12 protein-coding genes are annotated in these 13,135 nt (G+C 69.6%); 5 read left to right on the top strand and 7 right to left on the bottom strand.

The genetic code is table 11. The features are described 5' to 3' along the window. Positions 1-306: 306 nt before the first annotated feature. Positions 307-1,548 carry an NAD(P)/FAD-dependent oxidoreductase gene (locus tag OG766_RS27365; RefSeq protein ID WP_266387922.1) on the bottom strand — a complete coding sequence of 414 codons (1,242 nt, stop codon included), beginning with the start codon at positions 1,546-1,548 and terminating at the stop codon, positions 307-309. 605 nt (positions 1,549-2,153) lie between these two features. On the opposite strand from OG766_RS27365, the gene OG766_RS27360 reads away from it, so the two are divergent. Continuing rightward, positions 2,154-2,522 carry a hypothetical protein gene (locus tag OG766_RS27360; RefSeq protein ID WP_266387924.1) on the top strand — a complete coding sequence of 123 codons (369 nt, stop codon included), beginning with the start codon at positions 2,154-2,156 and terminating at the stop codon, positions 2,520-2,522. A 153-nt stretch (positions 2,523-2,675) separates the two neighbouring features. On the opposite strand, the gene OG766_RS27355 is transcribed toward OG766_RS27360, so the two are convergent. The 4 genes from OG766_RS27355 to OG766_RS27340 all read right to left on the bottom strand — a co-directional run bounded on the left by OG766_RS27355 (position 2,676) and on the right by OG766_RS27340 (position 6,002). After that, positions 2,676-3,461, bottom strand: coding sequence for an ABC transporter permease (locus OG766_RS27355; protein ID WP_266387926.1), 786 nt, complete (start codon positions 3,459-3,461; stop codon positions 2,676-2,678). Continuing rightward, positions 3,458-4,459, bottom strand: coding sequence for an ATP-binding cassette domain-containing protein (locus OG766_RS27350; protein WP_328726402.1), 1,002 nt, complete (start codon positions 4,457-4,459; stop codon positions 3,458-3,460). The genes OG766_RS27355 and OG766_RS27350 overlap by 4 nt, the downstream gene beginning before the upstream one ends. A gap of 85 nt (positions 4,460-4,544) precedes the next feature. Continuing rightward, positions 4,545-5,390 (bottom strand): DUF4097 family beta strand repeat-containing protein, encoded by an 846-nt coding sequence (locus tag OG766_RS27345; RefSeq protein WP_266387931.1) that lies wholly within the window; start codon positions 5,388-5,390, stop codon positions 4,545-4,547. A gap of 81 nt (positions 5,391-5,471) precedes the next feature. Next, positions 5,472-6,002, bottom strand: a complete 531-nt coding sequence (locus OG766_RS27340) for a toxin-antitoxin system HicB family antitoxin (protein ID WP_266387933.1) — start codon at positions 6,000-6,002, stop codon at positions 5,472-5,474. A gap of 430 nt (positions 6,003-6,432) precedes the next feature. Between OG766_RS27340 and OG766_RS27335 the strand changes: the two genes are divergently transcribed. Continuing rightward, on the top strand, positions 6,433-6,951 hold the full coding sequence (locus OG766_RS27335; protein ID WP_266387935.1) for a hypothetical protein: 519 nt from the start codon (positions 6,433-6,435) through the stop codon (positions 6,949-6,951). 145 nt (positions 6,952-7,096) lie between these two features. Here OG766_RS27335 and OG766_RS27330 read toward each other — a convergent pair whose 3' ends face one another. Continuing rightward, positions 7,097-7,396, bottom strand: a complete 300-nt coding sequence (locus tag OG766_RS27330; RefSeq protein WP_266387937.1) for a hypothetical protein — start codon at positions 7,394-7,396, stop codon at positions 7,097-7,099. A 54-nt stretch (positions 7,397-7,450) separates the two neighbouring features. Here OG766_RS27330 and OG766_RS27325 point away from each other — a divergent pair, with 54 nt between their 5' ends. From OG766_RS27325 to OG766_RS27315, 3 genes are all read left to right on the top strand, one after another. Further along, positions 7,451-8,179 carry a MerR family transcriptional regulator gene (locus tag OG766_RS27325; protein WP_328726401.1) on the top strand — a complete coding sequence of 243 codons (729 nt, stop codon included), beginning with the start codon at positions 7,451-7,453 and terminating at the stop codon, positions 8,177-8,179. Between the two features lie 185 nt (positions 8,180-8,364). Then, positions 8,365-10,176 (top strand): serine/threonine-protein kinase, encoded by a 1,812-nt coding sequence (locus tag OG766_RS27320; protein ID WP_328726400.1) that lies wholly within the window; start codon positions 8,365-8,367, stop codon positions 10,174-10,176. Positions 10,177-10,361: 185 nt separating this feature from the next. Next, positions 10,362-12,290: an FHA domain-containing protein gene (locus OG766_RS27315; RefSeq protein ID WP_266387943.1), complete on the top strand. Its 1,929-nt coding sequence runs from the start codon at positions 10,362-10,364 to the stop codon at positions 12,288-12,290. A 211-nt stretch (positions 12,291-12,501) separates the two neighbouring features. On the opposite strand, the gene OG766_RS27310 is transcribed toward OG766_RS27315, so the two are convergent. Then, a complete protein-coding gene (locus OG766_RS27310; RefSeq protein WP_266387945.1) occupies positions 12,502-13,065 on the bottom strand; it encodes an NADPH-dependent FMN reductase in 564 nt (187 codons plus the stop codon). Between the last annotated feature and the right edge of the window lie 70 nt (positions 13,066-13,135).

Raw genomic sequence — 13,135 nt, 5'->3', positions numbered from 1 at the left:
ACCGAGCCCGGCGAATGGCCGGACTGCATGATGAGTGGTGGCTGAGAAGTGATGCCGGGCCGACCGGGGTGAGGCACGGGGGCCCGGCCGACGGGCGGGCGGCTGCCGAAGGGACACGGACGGGCGAACGGACGGGCGGGCCGATCGCCTTCGAAGCGAACTCGGAGAGGACTCACCGGAGCACGCACGGCTCTCTGTGTGCGGGGTGCGCGAAGCACCGGCGTGAGGGCCGGTGACGGCACGCTCAACGCACGGCGCTTGGCATGGTGTGCCCTGGTCGGGGCAGGTGCGGCGAACCGCCGGCCGTCAGCCGGCCGGGTCGTAGATCCGCTTCTCCTCCGGCACGCCCGCGTCGTCGTAGAGCCGCTCGAGGGCGTCCGGTGCGTAGACCTCGTAGTCCGGTACGACTCCGCCGATCAGGCCGAGCATCTTGTTGGTCCACTCCTGGGTCGCGCTCATCGCGGACATCGTCGCCTCGAAGAACGGCGGGAGTTCGGTGAGCTCGCCGAGCGTCGTCGTGAAGTCGTACACGCCCGCGCTCTCCTCGTCGCGCAGCTTGTTGTACTCCGCCAGCGCCTCTTCCATCGGCCGCTCGCCGGCGAGGCCCTGGTGGACACGCTCGGCGAGGAGTTCACCGTGCGTGAAGGCGTCGGTGATGCCCCACCCGGTGTAGGGGTCCTTGTGGTAGCCGGCGTCGCCGACCAGCGCCCAGCCGGGGCCGTAGGCGCGGCGGTAGTAGTTGTCCGGGTAGCGCATGGGCTTGAAGGCCTCTTCACGCCTGCCCTGCTCGCGCAGCTGCGCGCCCATCTCCGGCGAGACGTCGTCGAACACGCCCTGGAAGCCGGCCTCGACGTCCTGGCGGAACTCCTTGAGCTGGCGCTTGGTGCAGATGACGGCGAGCATGCTCACGCCGTCGTTCGTCGGCCAGGTGCCGAACCACTTCTCGTTGAAGCCGGTCTTGTGGTGCAGGCCCCAGTCGAGACCGCTGTAGTACGAGTAGTAGATGAAGCCCGCGGCGGGGCGCACGTTGTACAGCTCCGCGCCGACCTTCTTGGCGACCGTGGAGTGGAAGCCGTCGGCGCCGATGACGACGGTCGCACGGAACTCCCGCTCCGGCCCGTCCCCTTCGCGCCCTCGGATGCCCGTCACGCGGCCGTCGGTGAAGACCAGGTCGGAGACGGTGAATCCTTCGATCACCTCGGCGCCGGCGCGGCGGGAGGCGTTGACGAGGATCTCGTCCAGCACGGTGCGGCGCGGGCAGTAGACGGCGTCGATGCCGTCCACCGGGTCGGCGAACCCGTTGAGTTCGATGCCCCGGTAGGAGTAGTTCATCTTCCGGAGCGCCGGGGTCTTGGCCGCGATGATCTCGTCGAGCAGACCCCACTCCTGGAGCCGCAGAAGTCCGGCCTGGTGGATGTAGTGGGTCGACACCGTGTCACTGGGGAACGAGGAACGATCCACCACGAGGACCCGGTACCCATGTCGCGCCAGCAGCATCGCAACCGGCGATCCGGCGCAGCGTGCACCCACAACAATGACGTCGTACATACGATCCCCCGCCAATTAGGTTTGAGGTACTGGCGCACCGTGGTCTGCGGCACGAGCACGATTCGGAGGCTATGAAAATCGACAGATGAAGGTCAAGCATCGGTAATGGCGGGGCAATGCACCGGCATCTATATCTCGCCACTCGAATGATCCATTCCGCCCAACTGTCGTACGACATGCCCCACTTTGCCCCCCTCGATCCGGTCAGGAGTGTGCTGTGCGTCACAATCCACCACGAGTCCGAATCCGGCCAGCCACGTGACGGATTCAGCCCTTCTGGCAAAGCAAAGTTATTTCTGGAGAAGCCGAAGACGCGGGTCGGGCATGACCGGCCGGGCTGGAGAAGGCCGCCTCCGACGGGGAGTTCCCCTCGCTCATCACCCCTGATGCCGGAGTCGTCCGCCGGCTCATGCCGAAGCACGGCCACTTCGCCGTCGACCCAGGGCCGGACCCCGTTGACCTGCGGCTTCTCGCCGAGCACTTCACCAAGATGCCGGCCGAGAAGGCCACCTGGTCGACTTCGCAGTGGACCGCCGGGCGTCGCGCAGGGAATTCCCGGCCCAGAGATCAATCCTTTGAAAGCGGAGAAAGATCACGCCGCTTACGTGGCGCTTCTCGACCTGTGCCGCTCACTCCGCATCCTCGACCGGTGCCTCGCGCGAGTCATCGCGAAAGACAAGAAGGGCCATGGGGCCGCGAATCTCGTGCACTGCGCCATCCACGCCGGCAGGCACACCGAAAGAGCCGACGGTAAAGGCGAGACGGACACGGAACGCGCGGCGGAGGCGGCAGCCCATGTCGAGGACACACTTTCCGGCCTCGTCCGGGAGGAGTGGGAACACGGTGGCGGCTACGTCGTCGTCGTCGACGAGCCCTTCCTGTCATCGGATCCGGACGGTACTGCACAAGGAGAACCGGAACCATCAGGAAAGCGGTATCTCCGCTCCACCTCGGGCCGAACTGCGCCGACGTGAAGTGGATTTTCAAAAAGCCCGTTCCTGATCCTCTTCGATGTCCCGGGGCAGGCGGCGGAAAGGCCGACGGGCGGCGTACGCCGACGGGGTGTCGGTGTACGCCGCCCTTGGGTGGGACGAGTTGCGGGAGGCGGCCCGTAGGCTGCCGCCCTCCTACTTCGGATCGCGGTTGAAGACCGACTTGGACCAGACGTAGCCGAGCACCGTGAGGCCCAGGCACCAGGCCACGGCGAGCCATCCGTTGTGGCCGATCTCGGTGCCGAGCAGCAGGCCGCGCAGGGTCTCGATGGCTGGCGTGAAGGGCTGGTACTCGGCGATCGGCTGGAACCAGCCCGGCATCGCGTCGACCGGCACGAAGGCGCTCGAGATGAGCGGCAGGACGACCAGCGGCAGCGCGTTGTTGCTCGCCGCCTCGGCGTTCGGGCTGACCATGCCCATCCCGACCGCGATCCAGGTCAGCGCCAGGGCGACGAGCGCCATCAGCCCGAGCGCCGCCACCCACTCCAGGACGGTGGCGTCCGTGGACCGGAAGCCGATGGCCACGGCGACGGCACCGACGAGGACGACACTCATCACCGACTGCAGGACGCTGCCGATGACGTGCCCGATGAGCACGGAGCCTCTGTGGATCGCCATCGTGCGGAAGCGGGCGATGATGCCCTCGGTCATGTCGTTGGAGACGGACACCGCCGTCCCGACGACGGTGCCTCCGATGGTCATCATCAGGATGCCCGGCACGACGTAGGCGATGTACTCGGAACGGTCGCCGCCCCCCATGCCCGCACTCATCACGTCACCGAAGATGTAGACGAAGAGCAGCAGCAGGACGATCGGGGTGAGCAGCAGGTTGAGGGTGAGGGAGGGGTAGCGGCGGGCGTGCAGGAGGTTGCGGCGCAGCATGGTGGAGGAGTCGCGTACGGCGAGGGAGAGGGAGCTCATCGGACGGTCTCCTCGGTCTGGTGGGGAATGTGGGTGGTGTCGGTGAGGGCGAAGAAGACGTCGTCGAGGTCGGGGGTGTGGACGGTCAGTTCGTCGGCCTCGATGCGGGCCGTGTCGAGGCGGTCGAGGATGGAGCGCAGTTCGCGTTGGCTGCCGTCGCTGGGGATCTGCAGGGCCAGTGCTTCGTCGTCCCGGGAGGCCTCGCGCAGTGCGGAGGCGGCGGAGCGGTAGGTGGCCGGGTCGGTGAAGCGGAGCCGGACGTGTCCGCCGGGGATCAGCCGCTTGAGTTCCTCGGCGCTCCCCTCGGCGGCGATCCTGCCGCCGTGGAGTACGGCGATGCGGTCGGCGAGTTCGTCGGCCTCCTCCAGGTACTGGGTGGTGAGGAAGACGGTGACGCCGCCCGTGACCAGCTCGCGGATGATCTGCCACATGTTGTGGCGGGCGCGGGGGTCGAGGCCGGTGGTCGGCTCGTCGAGGAAGATGATCCGCGGGTTGCCGACCAGGGTCATGGCGATGTCGAGGCGGCGCTTCATGCCGCCGGAGTAGGTGGACGCGGGCTTCTTCGCCGCCTCGACCAGGTCGAAGCGTTCCAGCAGTTCGGCGGCGACCCGGCGTCCCTCGCGCTTGGAGAGGTGGTGCAGGTCCGCCATGAGGAGCATGTTCTCCTCGCCGGTGATCAGGCCGTCGACGGCGGAGAACTGCCCGGTGACACCGATCGCCGCCCGTACCCCGTCCGGTGAGGTGGCGAGGTCGTGGCCCGCGACCTGGGCCTGCCCGCCGTCGGCGGCGATGAGCGTGGAGAGGATCTTGACGGCGGTGGTCTTGCCGGCACCGTTCGGCCCGAGCAGCGCGAACACGGTCCCGGCCGGGACGACGATGTCGATGCCGTCGAGGACGGTCTTGTCGCCGTAGGACTTGCGCAGACCGATGGCGGAGACGGCGGCCGGGGACGGGTGACCGCCACCCTGCCTGGATGTGGACATGACAGACGAAGGCATGGAGCCCTCCTTTGTGAAGGCGTGGTGAGTCTGTGAAGGCGTGGTGAGTCGTGAAGTGGGCCGGGCTGAGGAGAGATCGGGCGGATCAGGCCCGGGCGCGGCGGATGTCGATGTTGCCGTAGCGGGTACGGGCCCTGACCTCGACGGTGTCCTCGGACGTGTCCGGGCTCTCGGAGGAGGTGAGGGCGTTGCGCACCTGCCCGTTGCTCGCGCTCACGTCGAGCCAGGCGGCCGTGCCCTCGCGGACGCCGACATCGATGGCGCCGTAGGAGGTCTCCAACTGGACGGTGCCCCGGGCCACATCGCCCACGCGCAGGGTGCCGTGGGCGGTGGTCGCGGTGACCGAGCTCTCGGCGCGCTGGATGTCGATGTCGCCGTTGGCTCCGCTCACCCGCAGCTCGCCGATCGCGGCGCCGACGGTCGTGGTGCCGTGCGAGTTCTTCAGGACGGCCGGGCCGTCCACGACACCGACGCGCAGGCTGCCGGAGCTGGTGGTGATCTCGGCCAGCCCTTCGACCTGGTCCACGGTGATCGAGCCGTGCGACGCGGTCAGTTGCAGCGGCCCGGTGCTGTCGAGGCGGACGTCGCCCGACGAGGTCTTCACGCGGACCTCGCCGAGCCGGCCCTCGCCGAGCACCTGCGTCCAGGAACCGGTCGTGTCGACGCGCGAGCCGGTGGGCAGTTCGACCGTCACGTCGACGCTGCCGGTGGGCCCGACGAGGTAGCGCCCCTTGGGTGTCCTGATGGTCAGCACGCCGCTCGTATACGTGACCTCGGTCTGCTCGGCGACCCGCACGTCCTTGTCCTTCTTCGGGTCACGGGGCCGCACCTCGACGACGGTGTCGAGACGGTCGCTGGCGGAGAACTGGATGGAACCGGCGGCCACGTTGGCGGTGACCGAGATCGGCTGGGGAGTGTCGAAAGAAGGCATGGCTGTCCCGTCCTCTTGGGTCTTCGCGGCGTCCCTGCTGGTGGGACGTGGTGTGGGTGACGTGGGGTGGGCGGGGCGCGGCTAGCGCACCCAGCCCGTGAAGCTCTGTCCGACGGTGCGGGTGGTGCGGCTCTTCTCCGGCGTGCGCGGCTGGGTGCCGCCGTCGACCGCGGCCGACACGGCCCGTACCAGCCAGGCGTTGACCGACAGGCCCTCGCGGCTCGCGGCCTCCTCGGCGCGGGCCTTGAGGTGGGCGGGCAGGCGCAGGTTGACGCGAGCGGTGCCGCCTTCGTCGCCGTCGGCGGGTGCCGGGGCCGGTGCCCTGAGCGGTTCGGCGGGCGCGCTGCCGTCCTCGTACGCCTCGTCGCGCGCCGGACGCGTCACCACGAAGTCGGGGTCGAGCCCGCGCAGTCGTACGTCGACCGACCCGGGGGCGAGGTCACGGGTGATCTCGTCCATCGCGGCGGAGAGCACGTTGAGCATCGTCAGACGGGTCGCCGACTCCAGGGGCGCGGTGAGCCGCTCGGCCAGCTCGCGGGCTTCTTCGCCGCCGGCTTCGGCGGCCACCGCGAGTTCGCGGCGGAGGTTGTCGACATACGGCGTGAGGTCCATGACGCCATAGTGACACCACCGTGGCGCCATACGCAAGCCTGCAAGGAGGGTCATTACGGGACGAGGCAAGCAGGGCGCCCCTGACCTGCGGAAACGTACCGACATCGAGTTGCGTCAGTACGGCACCACGAGGGCCCGGACCCCACCGGACGCCCCACAAGTGGCGCCCCATGGCACCAGTCGCCTCACCACCGGTGGGTCGGGGCGACCATGCGCCAGACCACGGCAGGCGCCAAAGCGGCAAGGAATCGCCGACCCGCACAGGCACGACCCCATCCACACCGTGACGCCATGGGCAGCACGCGCGCCGCCACCAGTGACCCCCAGTGGTGCCACTTGTGTGCCATCATGGCGCCATGAGGGGGCAGTCCTCGACCTCGCAGCCGAGGGGTGCGCGATTCGCGGAGTCAGCCGTCAAAGGGGTCGGACCATGGAGACAGCACGGAGTCAGCAGCTCGTGGCGGCGCCCGGCGCCTTCACCGCCTTCACCCGCTTCGTGCTCTGCGGCGGCGGGGTGGGGCTCGCCGCCGGCTTCGCCGTGGCGGCCCTCGCCTCCTGGATTCCCTGGGTCTTCGCCAACGCCCTGGTCGCCGTGGTCTCCACGCCCCTCGCCACCGAGCTGCACGCCCGCTTCACCTTCGGCGCGGGCGGGCGCGCGACCTGGCGCCAGCATGTGCAGTCGGCCGGGTCCGCGGCGGCCGCGTACGCGGTGACCTGCGTGGCGATGCTGGTGCTGCAGCAGCTGGTGGCGGCACCCGGTGTGCTGCTCGAGCAGGTCGTCTACCTGTCCGCCTCCGCACTCGCCGGTGTCGCGCGGTTCGCGGTGCTGCGCCTCGTCGTCTTCGCCCGGAACCGCTCGCGGGCCGCGGCCACCGTCCGCCCCGTGCACGCGACCATGGCCCACGCCTCGACTCCGGCCGGCCCTGAGGCGCTCTGCCACGCCGCCTGAACGTTTCCGCCAATCCGGCCCGCACGGGCCGGAGGGCGAAAGAACGCCCGGAGCGGTGGGTTCACATCTCCCGGACCAGGCACCACGACATCGACCACCCTGCGGTGGCCACCGGGCGCTGCTGAGCGCGCCGTTGGGCGCCGACTCATGTGCGGGGCGCGCGGTGGGCTGCGTCGGCCGGTGTCTTCAGCAACCGGTTCAGCTCGTTCCCGGCCTCGTCGTACCCGGCGTCGGCGATCCGCTGCAACGCGCGCAGGTCGCCGGTCGCGATCGCGCGACGCGTCAGGAGGAATCCGGCGCGCATGCTCCCCTCGTCCAGCAGCTCGCTCAGCTCCTCGACGTCGTCGGCTTCGTCGACGAGGTCGGCCAGCCGGTCCAGAGCCGCCTCGTTGCCCTCATCGGCCAGCTCACGCAGGGTCTCCCGATCAGCATTCATCTTCGCCATGACTCCATCCTGCAAGCCTGCCCCAGGGGCAAGGTCAAGTGCGACGATGGCAGGGTGATCACCATCGGGCAGCTGGCCAGGTACGTCGGCGTTTCGATCAAGACCATCCGCGTCTATCACGACAAAGGGCTGCTCCCCGAGCCCGAGCGCGACGCGTCCGGTTACCGGCGATACGGCGCCGACGACGCCATCGACCTGATCAAGATCCGCACCCTCGCCGAAGCCGGCGTCCCGCTGGCCCGCATCCGGGAGCTGAGATCGGCGACCGACGAGGACTACCAGCGGGCGCTGGGTGAGATCGACGACGAACTCACCGCCCGCATCCGAAGCCTGCGGGCCGTGCAGAAACGGCTGCGCCTGCTCGCCGCCGGGCAGCCGGCGCTGCCCACCGAGGTCGGAGCCCACCTGGAGCACCTGGCCGACTGGGGATTCTCCCCTCGCTGGGTGGAGCTCCAACGCGACCTGTGGATCCTCGTGTTCGCCACCCACCCGGACCATGCGATCGCCCTGTTCCACGACCAGGCCCAGAGCCTGTCCGATCCCGCTCTGCGGCAGCTCTTCCTCGACTACGACCACGCGCACGACCTCGTGCCCGACGATCCACGCCTCGACGACCTCGCCCGCCGGATCGTCGAGGCGACCCGGGAACGCTACGGACCCGGCTCCCCGCCCGAGTTGGACGCCACGTCGGAGATCCCCGCGCTCATCCAGGGCACGGTCAATGCCTCGTCCCCGGCATGGCAGCGCCTCGACACGCTCATTCGCGCGCAACTGCGGACGTGACAGGTCCGCAGGTGCCGCAGGTTTCCGGCGATGAGGCGAACCGTTCGAACTGGCTTCCGCGTGTAGCACAATGCGGCGGGGCCATGACGGCCGGTCGGGCACGTGCGACATCATGTGTCCGCGCCCGGTCGGTGATCGCCGCCCGCGACGCCGGCCGCCGCACGAGGAGAGGGAGAGCCGTCCGGATGCACAACAAGGAGGCCGCACAGGTGCCGCCGGACCAGGAGCGGAGGGTCGCGGGCCGCTACCTGCTGCTGTCGCGCCTCGGCGAGGGCGGTATGGGAACGGTGTGGCGTGCGCGCGACGAGACGCTGCACCGCGACGTCGCCGTCAAGGAGGTGCGTGCCCCCGCCGGGATGTCCGCCGCCCACATCGAGAGGATGTACACCCGGCTGGAACGCGAGGCCTGGGCCGCCGCCCGCATCCCCAACCGCAACGTGGTGACCGTGTACGACGTGGCCACCGACGACGGCCGCCCCTGGATCGTCATGGAACTCGTGCGTGGACGCTCACTGGGAGACCTGCTGCGCGCCGAGGGACCGTTGACCCCGAAGCGGGCGGCGCGGATCGGCGCCGAGGTCCTGTCGGCGCTGCGTGCCGCGCACGGCGAGGGGGTGCTGCACCGCGATGTGAAGCCCGCCAACGTGCTGCTCGGCGACGACGGCAGCGTCGTACTCACCGACTTCGGCATCGCCATGGTCGAGGGCGACTCCTCGCTGACCATGACCGGCGAGGTCGTGGGCTCCCCCGAGTACCTTCCGCCCGAGCGCGCCCTCGGCCGCACGCCGGGGCCCGAGTCCGACCTGTGGTCGCTCGGCGTCCTGCTCTACGCGGCCGTGGAGGGCCTCTCCCCCTTCCGTCAGGACACTCCGCTCAGCACACTGCGCGCGATAGTCGACGAGGAAGCCCGGGCACCGCGCCTGGCCGGCCCGCTCACCCCGGTCATCGAACGGCTTCTGCGCAAGGAGCCCACCGAGCGCATGACCGCCGAGCAGGCCGAGCGGGATCTGCGGTCGATCGCGTCAGGTGATACGGACCGGACGGCTCCGGCATCCCCGGCGGTGGCGACGGCCGCCGCGGAAGCGCCCACGAGCGCCGACCTGGAAGCCCCGACGGCCGACGCCCTGGAGAGCCCAACGGCCGCGGACACCAGCACAGTTGGTGACGCGGCGACGATGGGTGACGCGCCGACTCCAGGTGACACACCGACGGCGCACACCGTGCCCGGGACATCGCCTGATCAGCCCGTTCGGGCTCCTGAGCCTGCTCAGACCGTTCAGTCTGCCGAGCCTGCTCAGCCGTCTCAGCCCTCTCAGCCCTCGCCATCCGCACCGGCACCCTCCGCGACCCTGCCGCACGCCCCGGCGGCCGCCGGGGCGTCTGCCGCCACCACACCGCCCGGTGTCTTCGGCCCACCCGTCCCCTTCGAGCCGCCGCCTGCCGATGTCCCGCCCCGTCGCCGACGCACCGCGGCCGTGATCGCCGGCGCGGTGGCGTGTGCCCTGCTCATCGCCGGGCTGAGCTACGCGCTGGTCAATCACGGTCACGACGAGGGAGGCAACGACAAGGCCGCGGGCACGAATGGTTCGTCGCAGGACACGGGCGCGACGCCCGGCGCCGGTTCGTCGCCGAGCCAGGCCGAGCAGGACGCCTCCGCCTCGCAGCAGGTTCGTGTGACGGTGACGGGCGTGAACACGACCTACGTGGGCGCGTGTTCACCGCCGGCCGACCGGGCACCCACCTTCACGGCGACCTTCGCCGTGGACCAGGTACCGGCCAGGATCACCTACCGGTGGGTGTCCAAGGACGGTTCGGTGGTCGACCGCAAGTGGCGCTCCCTCACCTTCCCCGGTGACGGGGACCGTACGGGCCAGGACGTCGTACGGCTCACGGCGTACTCCAAGGCCGGAACCTTCACCAGCGAGATCGGCGTGGAGGTCAAGGGCCCCCTGGGGACGACCTCGAACACGGTCCCCTTCTCGGTGACGTGCGAGTAGACCACGGACGGGGCGGCCGGATTCCGACCGTTCCGGCTCGGTTGTCCGGGATCGGTTGAACCGCCGCCGGGCACAACTGCGTGTATGTCCGGGGATGCTCCACTCTCACACGGGACCGACCGCGCCATGCGGTCCGTCCTCCTGTCCGTCGTTGTTCTCGAATGCCGTTCACAAGGAGTACGCAGGTGCCGTCGATCATCGTGGGACGTACGGGTCCCTTCACTGGTCAGAGTGTGGTTCTGGACGGTGCACCGCTGACACTCGGCCGAAAGGGCGACAACGGCATCGTGCTCGTGAGCGCCAACGCCTCGCGCCTGCACGCCGAGATCGTCACGGAGGACGCCGGGTTCGTCCTGTACGACCGCGACAGCCGCAACGGCACGTACGTCAACGACGAACGCGTCACGCGGCACGTGCTGCGTCCCAACGACTGCATACGGATCGGCGACGAGACCTTCCTCTACGAGGCGCAGGAGGCGATGGAGACGGTCATGGACCTCTCCCTGCTCAACTCCCCGCGCGTCGACCCGAGCACCGTCTCCGGCACCCTGCGCGTCACGGTCACCGGCGGTGGGCCGGTCGGCCTCGCCTTCGCCCTGGCGCTGGAGGAGCAACTCCCGGGACGTGCACAGATCACCGTGTACGACGCCCGGTGGCGCAAGGAAGGCTCCACCGTCGTCTGGAAGGACGAGCGGCACGGCAACGTCCGGCGCCAGCAGGTCGTGACCGTGCAGAGCCGGCAGTACCTGGCGCTGTCCGAGGAGGTCCGCTCGGCGCTGTTCGACGACACGGACGGCTACTCGGAGATGTGGCCCGTCGGACCGGACTCCGTGGACGGCCGTCCGCCGCGCAACATCCGCATCGCCCGCGTCGAGGACCAGTTGCTGGAACTGGCCAACAGACGCGAGGCCATCAGGCTGGTACCCCAGCGTTTCGACGTGGAGGAGCAGCAGAACCGGCTCGCCCAGGACCACGTCCTCGTCATCGCCGAGGGCGGGCGCTCCCGCACCCGCGAACACTTCGCCGACCGCTTCGGGGCGGCCGACGCCTCGATCTACTCGCTCGACGGCGAGCATCTGCGGGACATCGTGCTGGGGTTGCGGGTCAAGTCGACGCTGCCGGACCCGATGAGCGTCCTGCTCACCGTGTCGCAGAATCGTTTCCTGCTCAACTCGCTGCGCGGCGAGGGCTTCTTGAACATGCGGCTGACCCGCGAGGAGGCCGAGGACGTGATCGGCATCGATCCGGTCCGCAAGGTCTTCGAGGAGTGCATCGCCGCCCGGCCCTGCGTCATGACCCGGGGCGAGCACCACGAGTTCGTGTGTCCCACGCACGGCACCCTGTTCCTGCCGGCCCTGCTTCAGGGTTCGCCGCTGTGGAAGCGGATTCTGGAGGGGCTGAAGATGTTCGGGGTGCCCGAGGAGGACCTGTCGGCGGTCACCTCGTTCCGTCTGGACATGGTGCAGCGTCCGCGCTTCACGGCTCAGCTCAGCCGGCCCACCGCGAAGACCCCGGGAACCTTCGGCTTCCTGCTGGGCGATGCGGCGAACGCCATCCACTTCTGGCCCGGCCGCGGCCTCAACAGCGGTCTGGCGTCGGCCACTTCGCTCGCCCGCTCGCTGAGCCGGGTCTGGCAGGGCCGACCGCTTCGCGACGCCGACTTCATCCGGCACGAGGCGGCGATGTCGATGCTTCAGTACCGGCACAAGTCCCGGGCCTGGAACGCGATGGTGGCGACCGACGACGACGGGGTCACCCGCGCCATCAAGGACATCGTCGCCCGCAGCATGGAGCCGGACGACGGCTCCGCGGCGCCGCGCTCCGACCTCGACCTGCTGCTCGACCGTATGACCGCCATCCGTGAGCGGCTGTCGTCCCGCCTACCGGGCATGCCGACCGACGAGGTGCTGCGCGCCCACCTGGCCACGCTCGCGCCTCAGACGCTGCGCACGCTTCAGGAGAGCGGGGCGTGGGACACCCTGATCGTCAGCGGTGAGGAGGCCGACATCGACATCTTCTACCAGTCGGAGGTCCCGGTCTTCGTCCCCCGCCCCACCGACCCCCGCACCGGCCTTCCGCCGCACGCGCCGCAGGAGGCTGTTTCTCGTCACTGAGGACCTGTCCACCACAACAGGACAGGTTTCCCCGCACTCACCCGCAGCGTTCCGGGACTCGCCTCAGGAGGGACGGTCTTCCCGTCGTCCCTCTCGGACGCAGTCCCGGAACCTCCGGGGAAGCGCTCCCGCGAAACCGCCCGCTTCGCCCCTGGCTTGTGCTCCAGAGGGGCGATCTCGGGGGAAGTCCGCCTTCCGGCGGGCAAGGGCGTCAGCCCCGGACCGTCTTGAGGGCGCGGGCCCAGGACTCCAGCTGGTCGAACAGGGTGGTCGCGGCAGCGTCGTGCTGCTCGGCCGGCTTGAAGAGGGAGAAGTTCTCGAAGTCGGTGAACAGCGAGAAGGACAGCTGCTGACGCACGTGGGCCAGCTGCAGTTCACTGGCCACGCTCCGCAGGTGCTCGATGGCCCGGGCGCCGCCGAGTGAACCGTAGGAGACGAAGGCGGCGGCCTTGTTGTTCCACTCGCCGTACAGGTAGTCGATCGCGTTCTTGAGTACGCCGGAGGTGGAGTGGTTGTACTCGGGGGTCACGAAGATGTACCCGTCGAACTCGGCGATCTTGGCCGCCCAGGCCTTGGTGTGCTCACCCTGGTACTGGCCCATGGACGGCGGGATGGCCTCGTCCAGGTGGGGCAGCGGGTAGTCGGCGAGGTCGACCAGCTCGTACTCCACGCCGGCGCGGGCGCCGGACCGGTCCACCACCCAGTCGGCGACGGCCTTGCCGTTGCGGCCGGGGCGGGTGCTGCCGAGGATGACGGCGATCTTCAGGTCACTCATGTCGTCTTCTCCTTGATGGGCCGCCGATGCGAGGCCGACCTCTTCACTTGAACCTTCATGTCACACCCTA

The sequence above is a fragment of the Streptomyces sp. NBC_00259 genome, from assembly GCF_036181745.1.
Classification (GTDB): Bacteria; Actinomycetota; Actinomycetes; order Streptomycetales; family Streptomycetaceae; genus Streptomyces; species Streptomyces pratisoli.
This window is presented reverse-complemented; position numbering and strand designations above follow the sequence as displayed.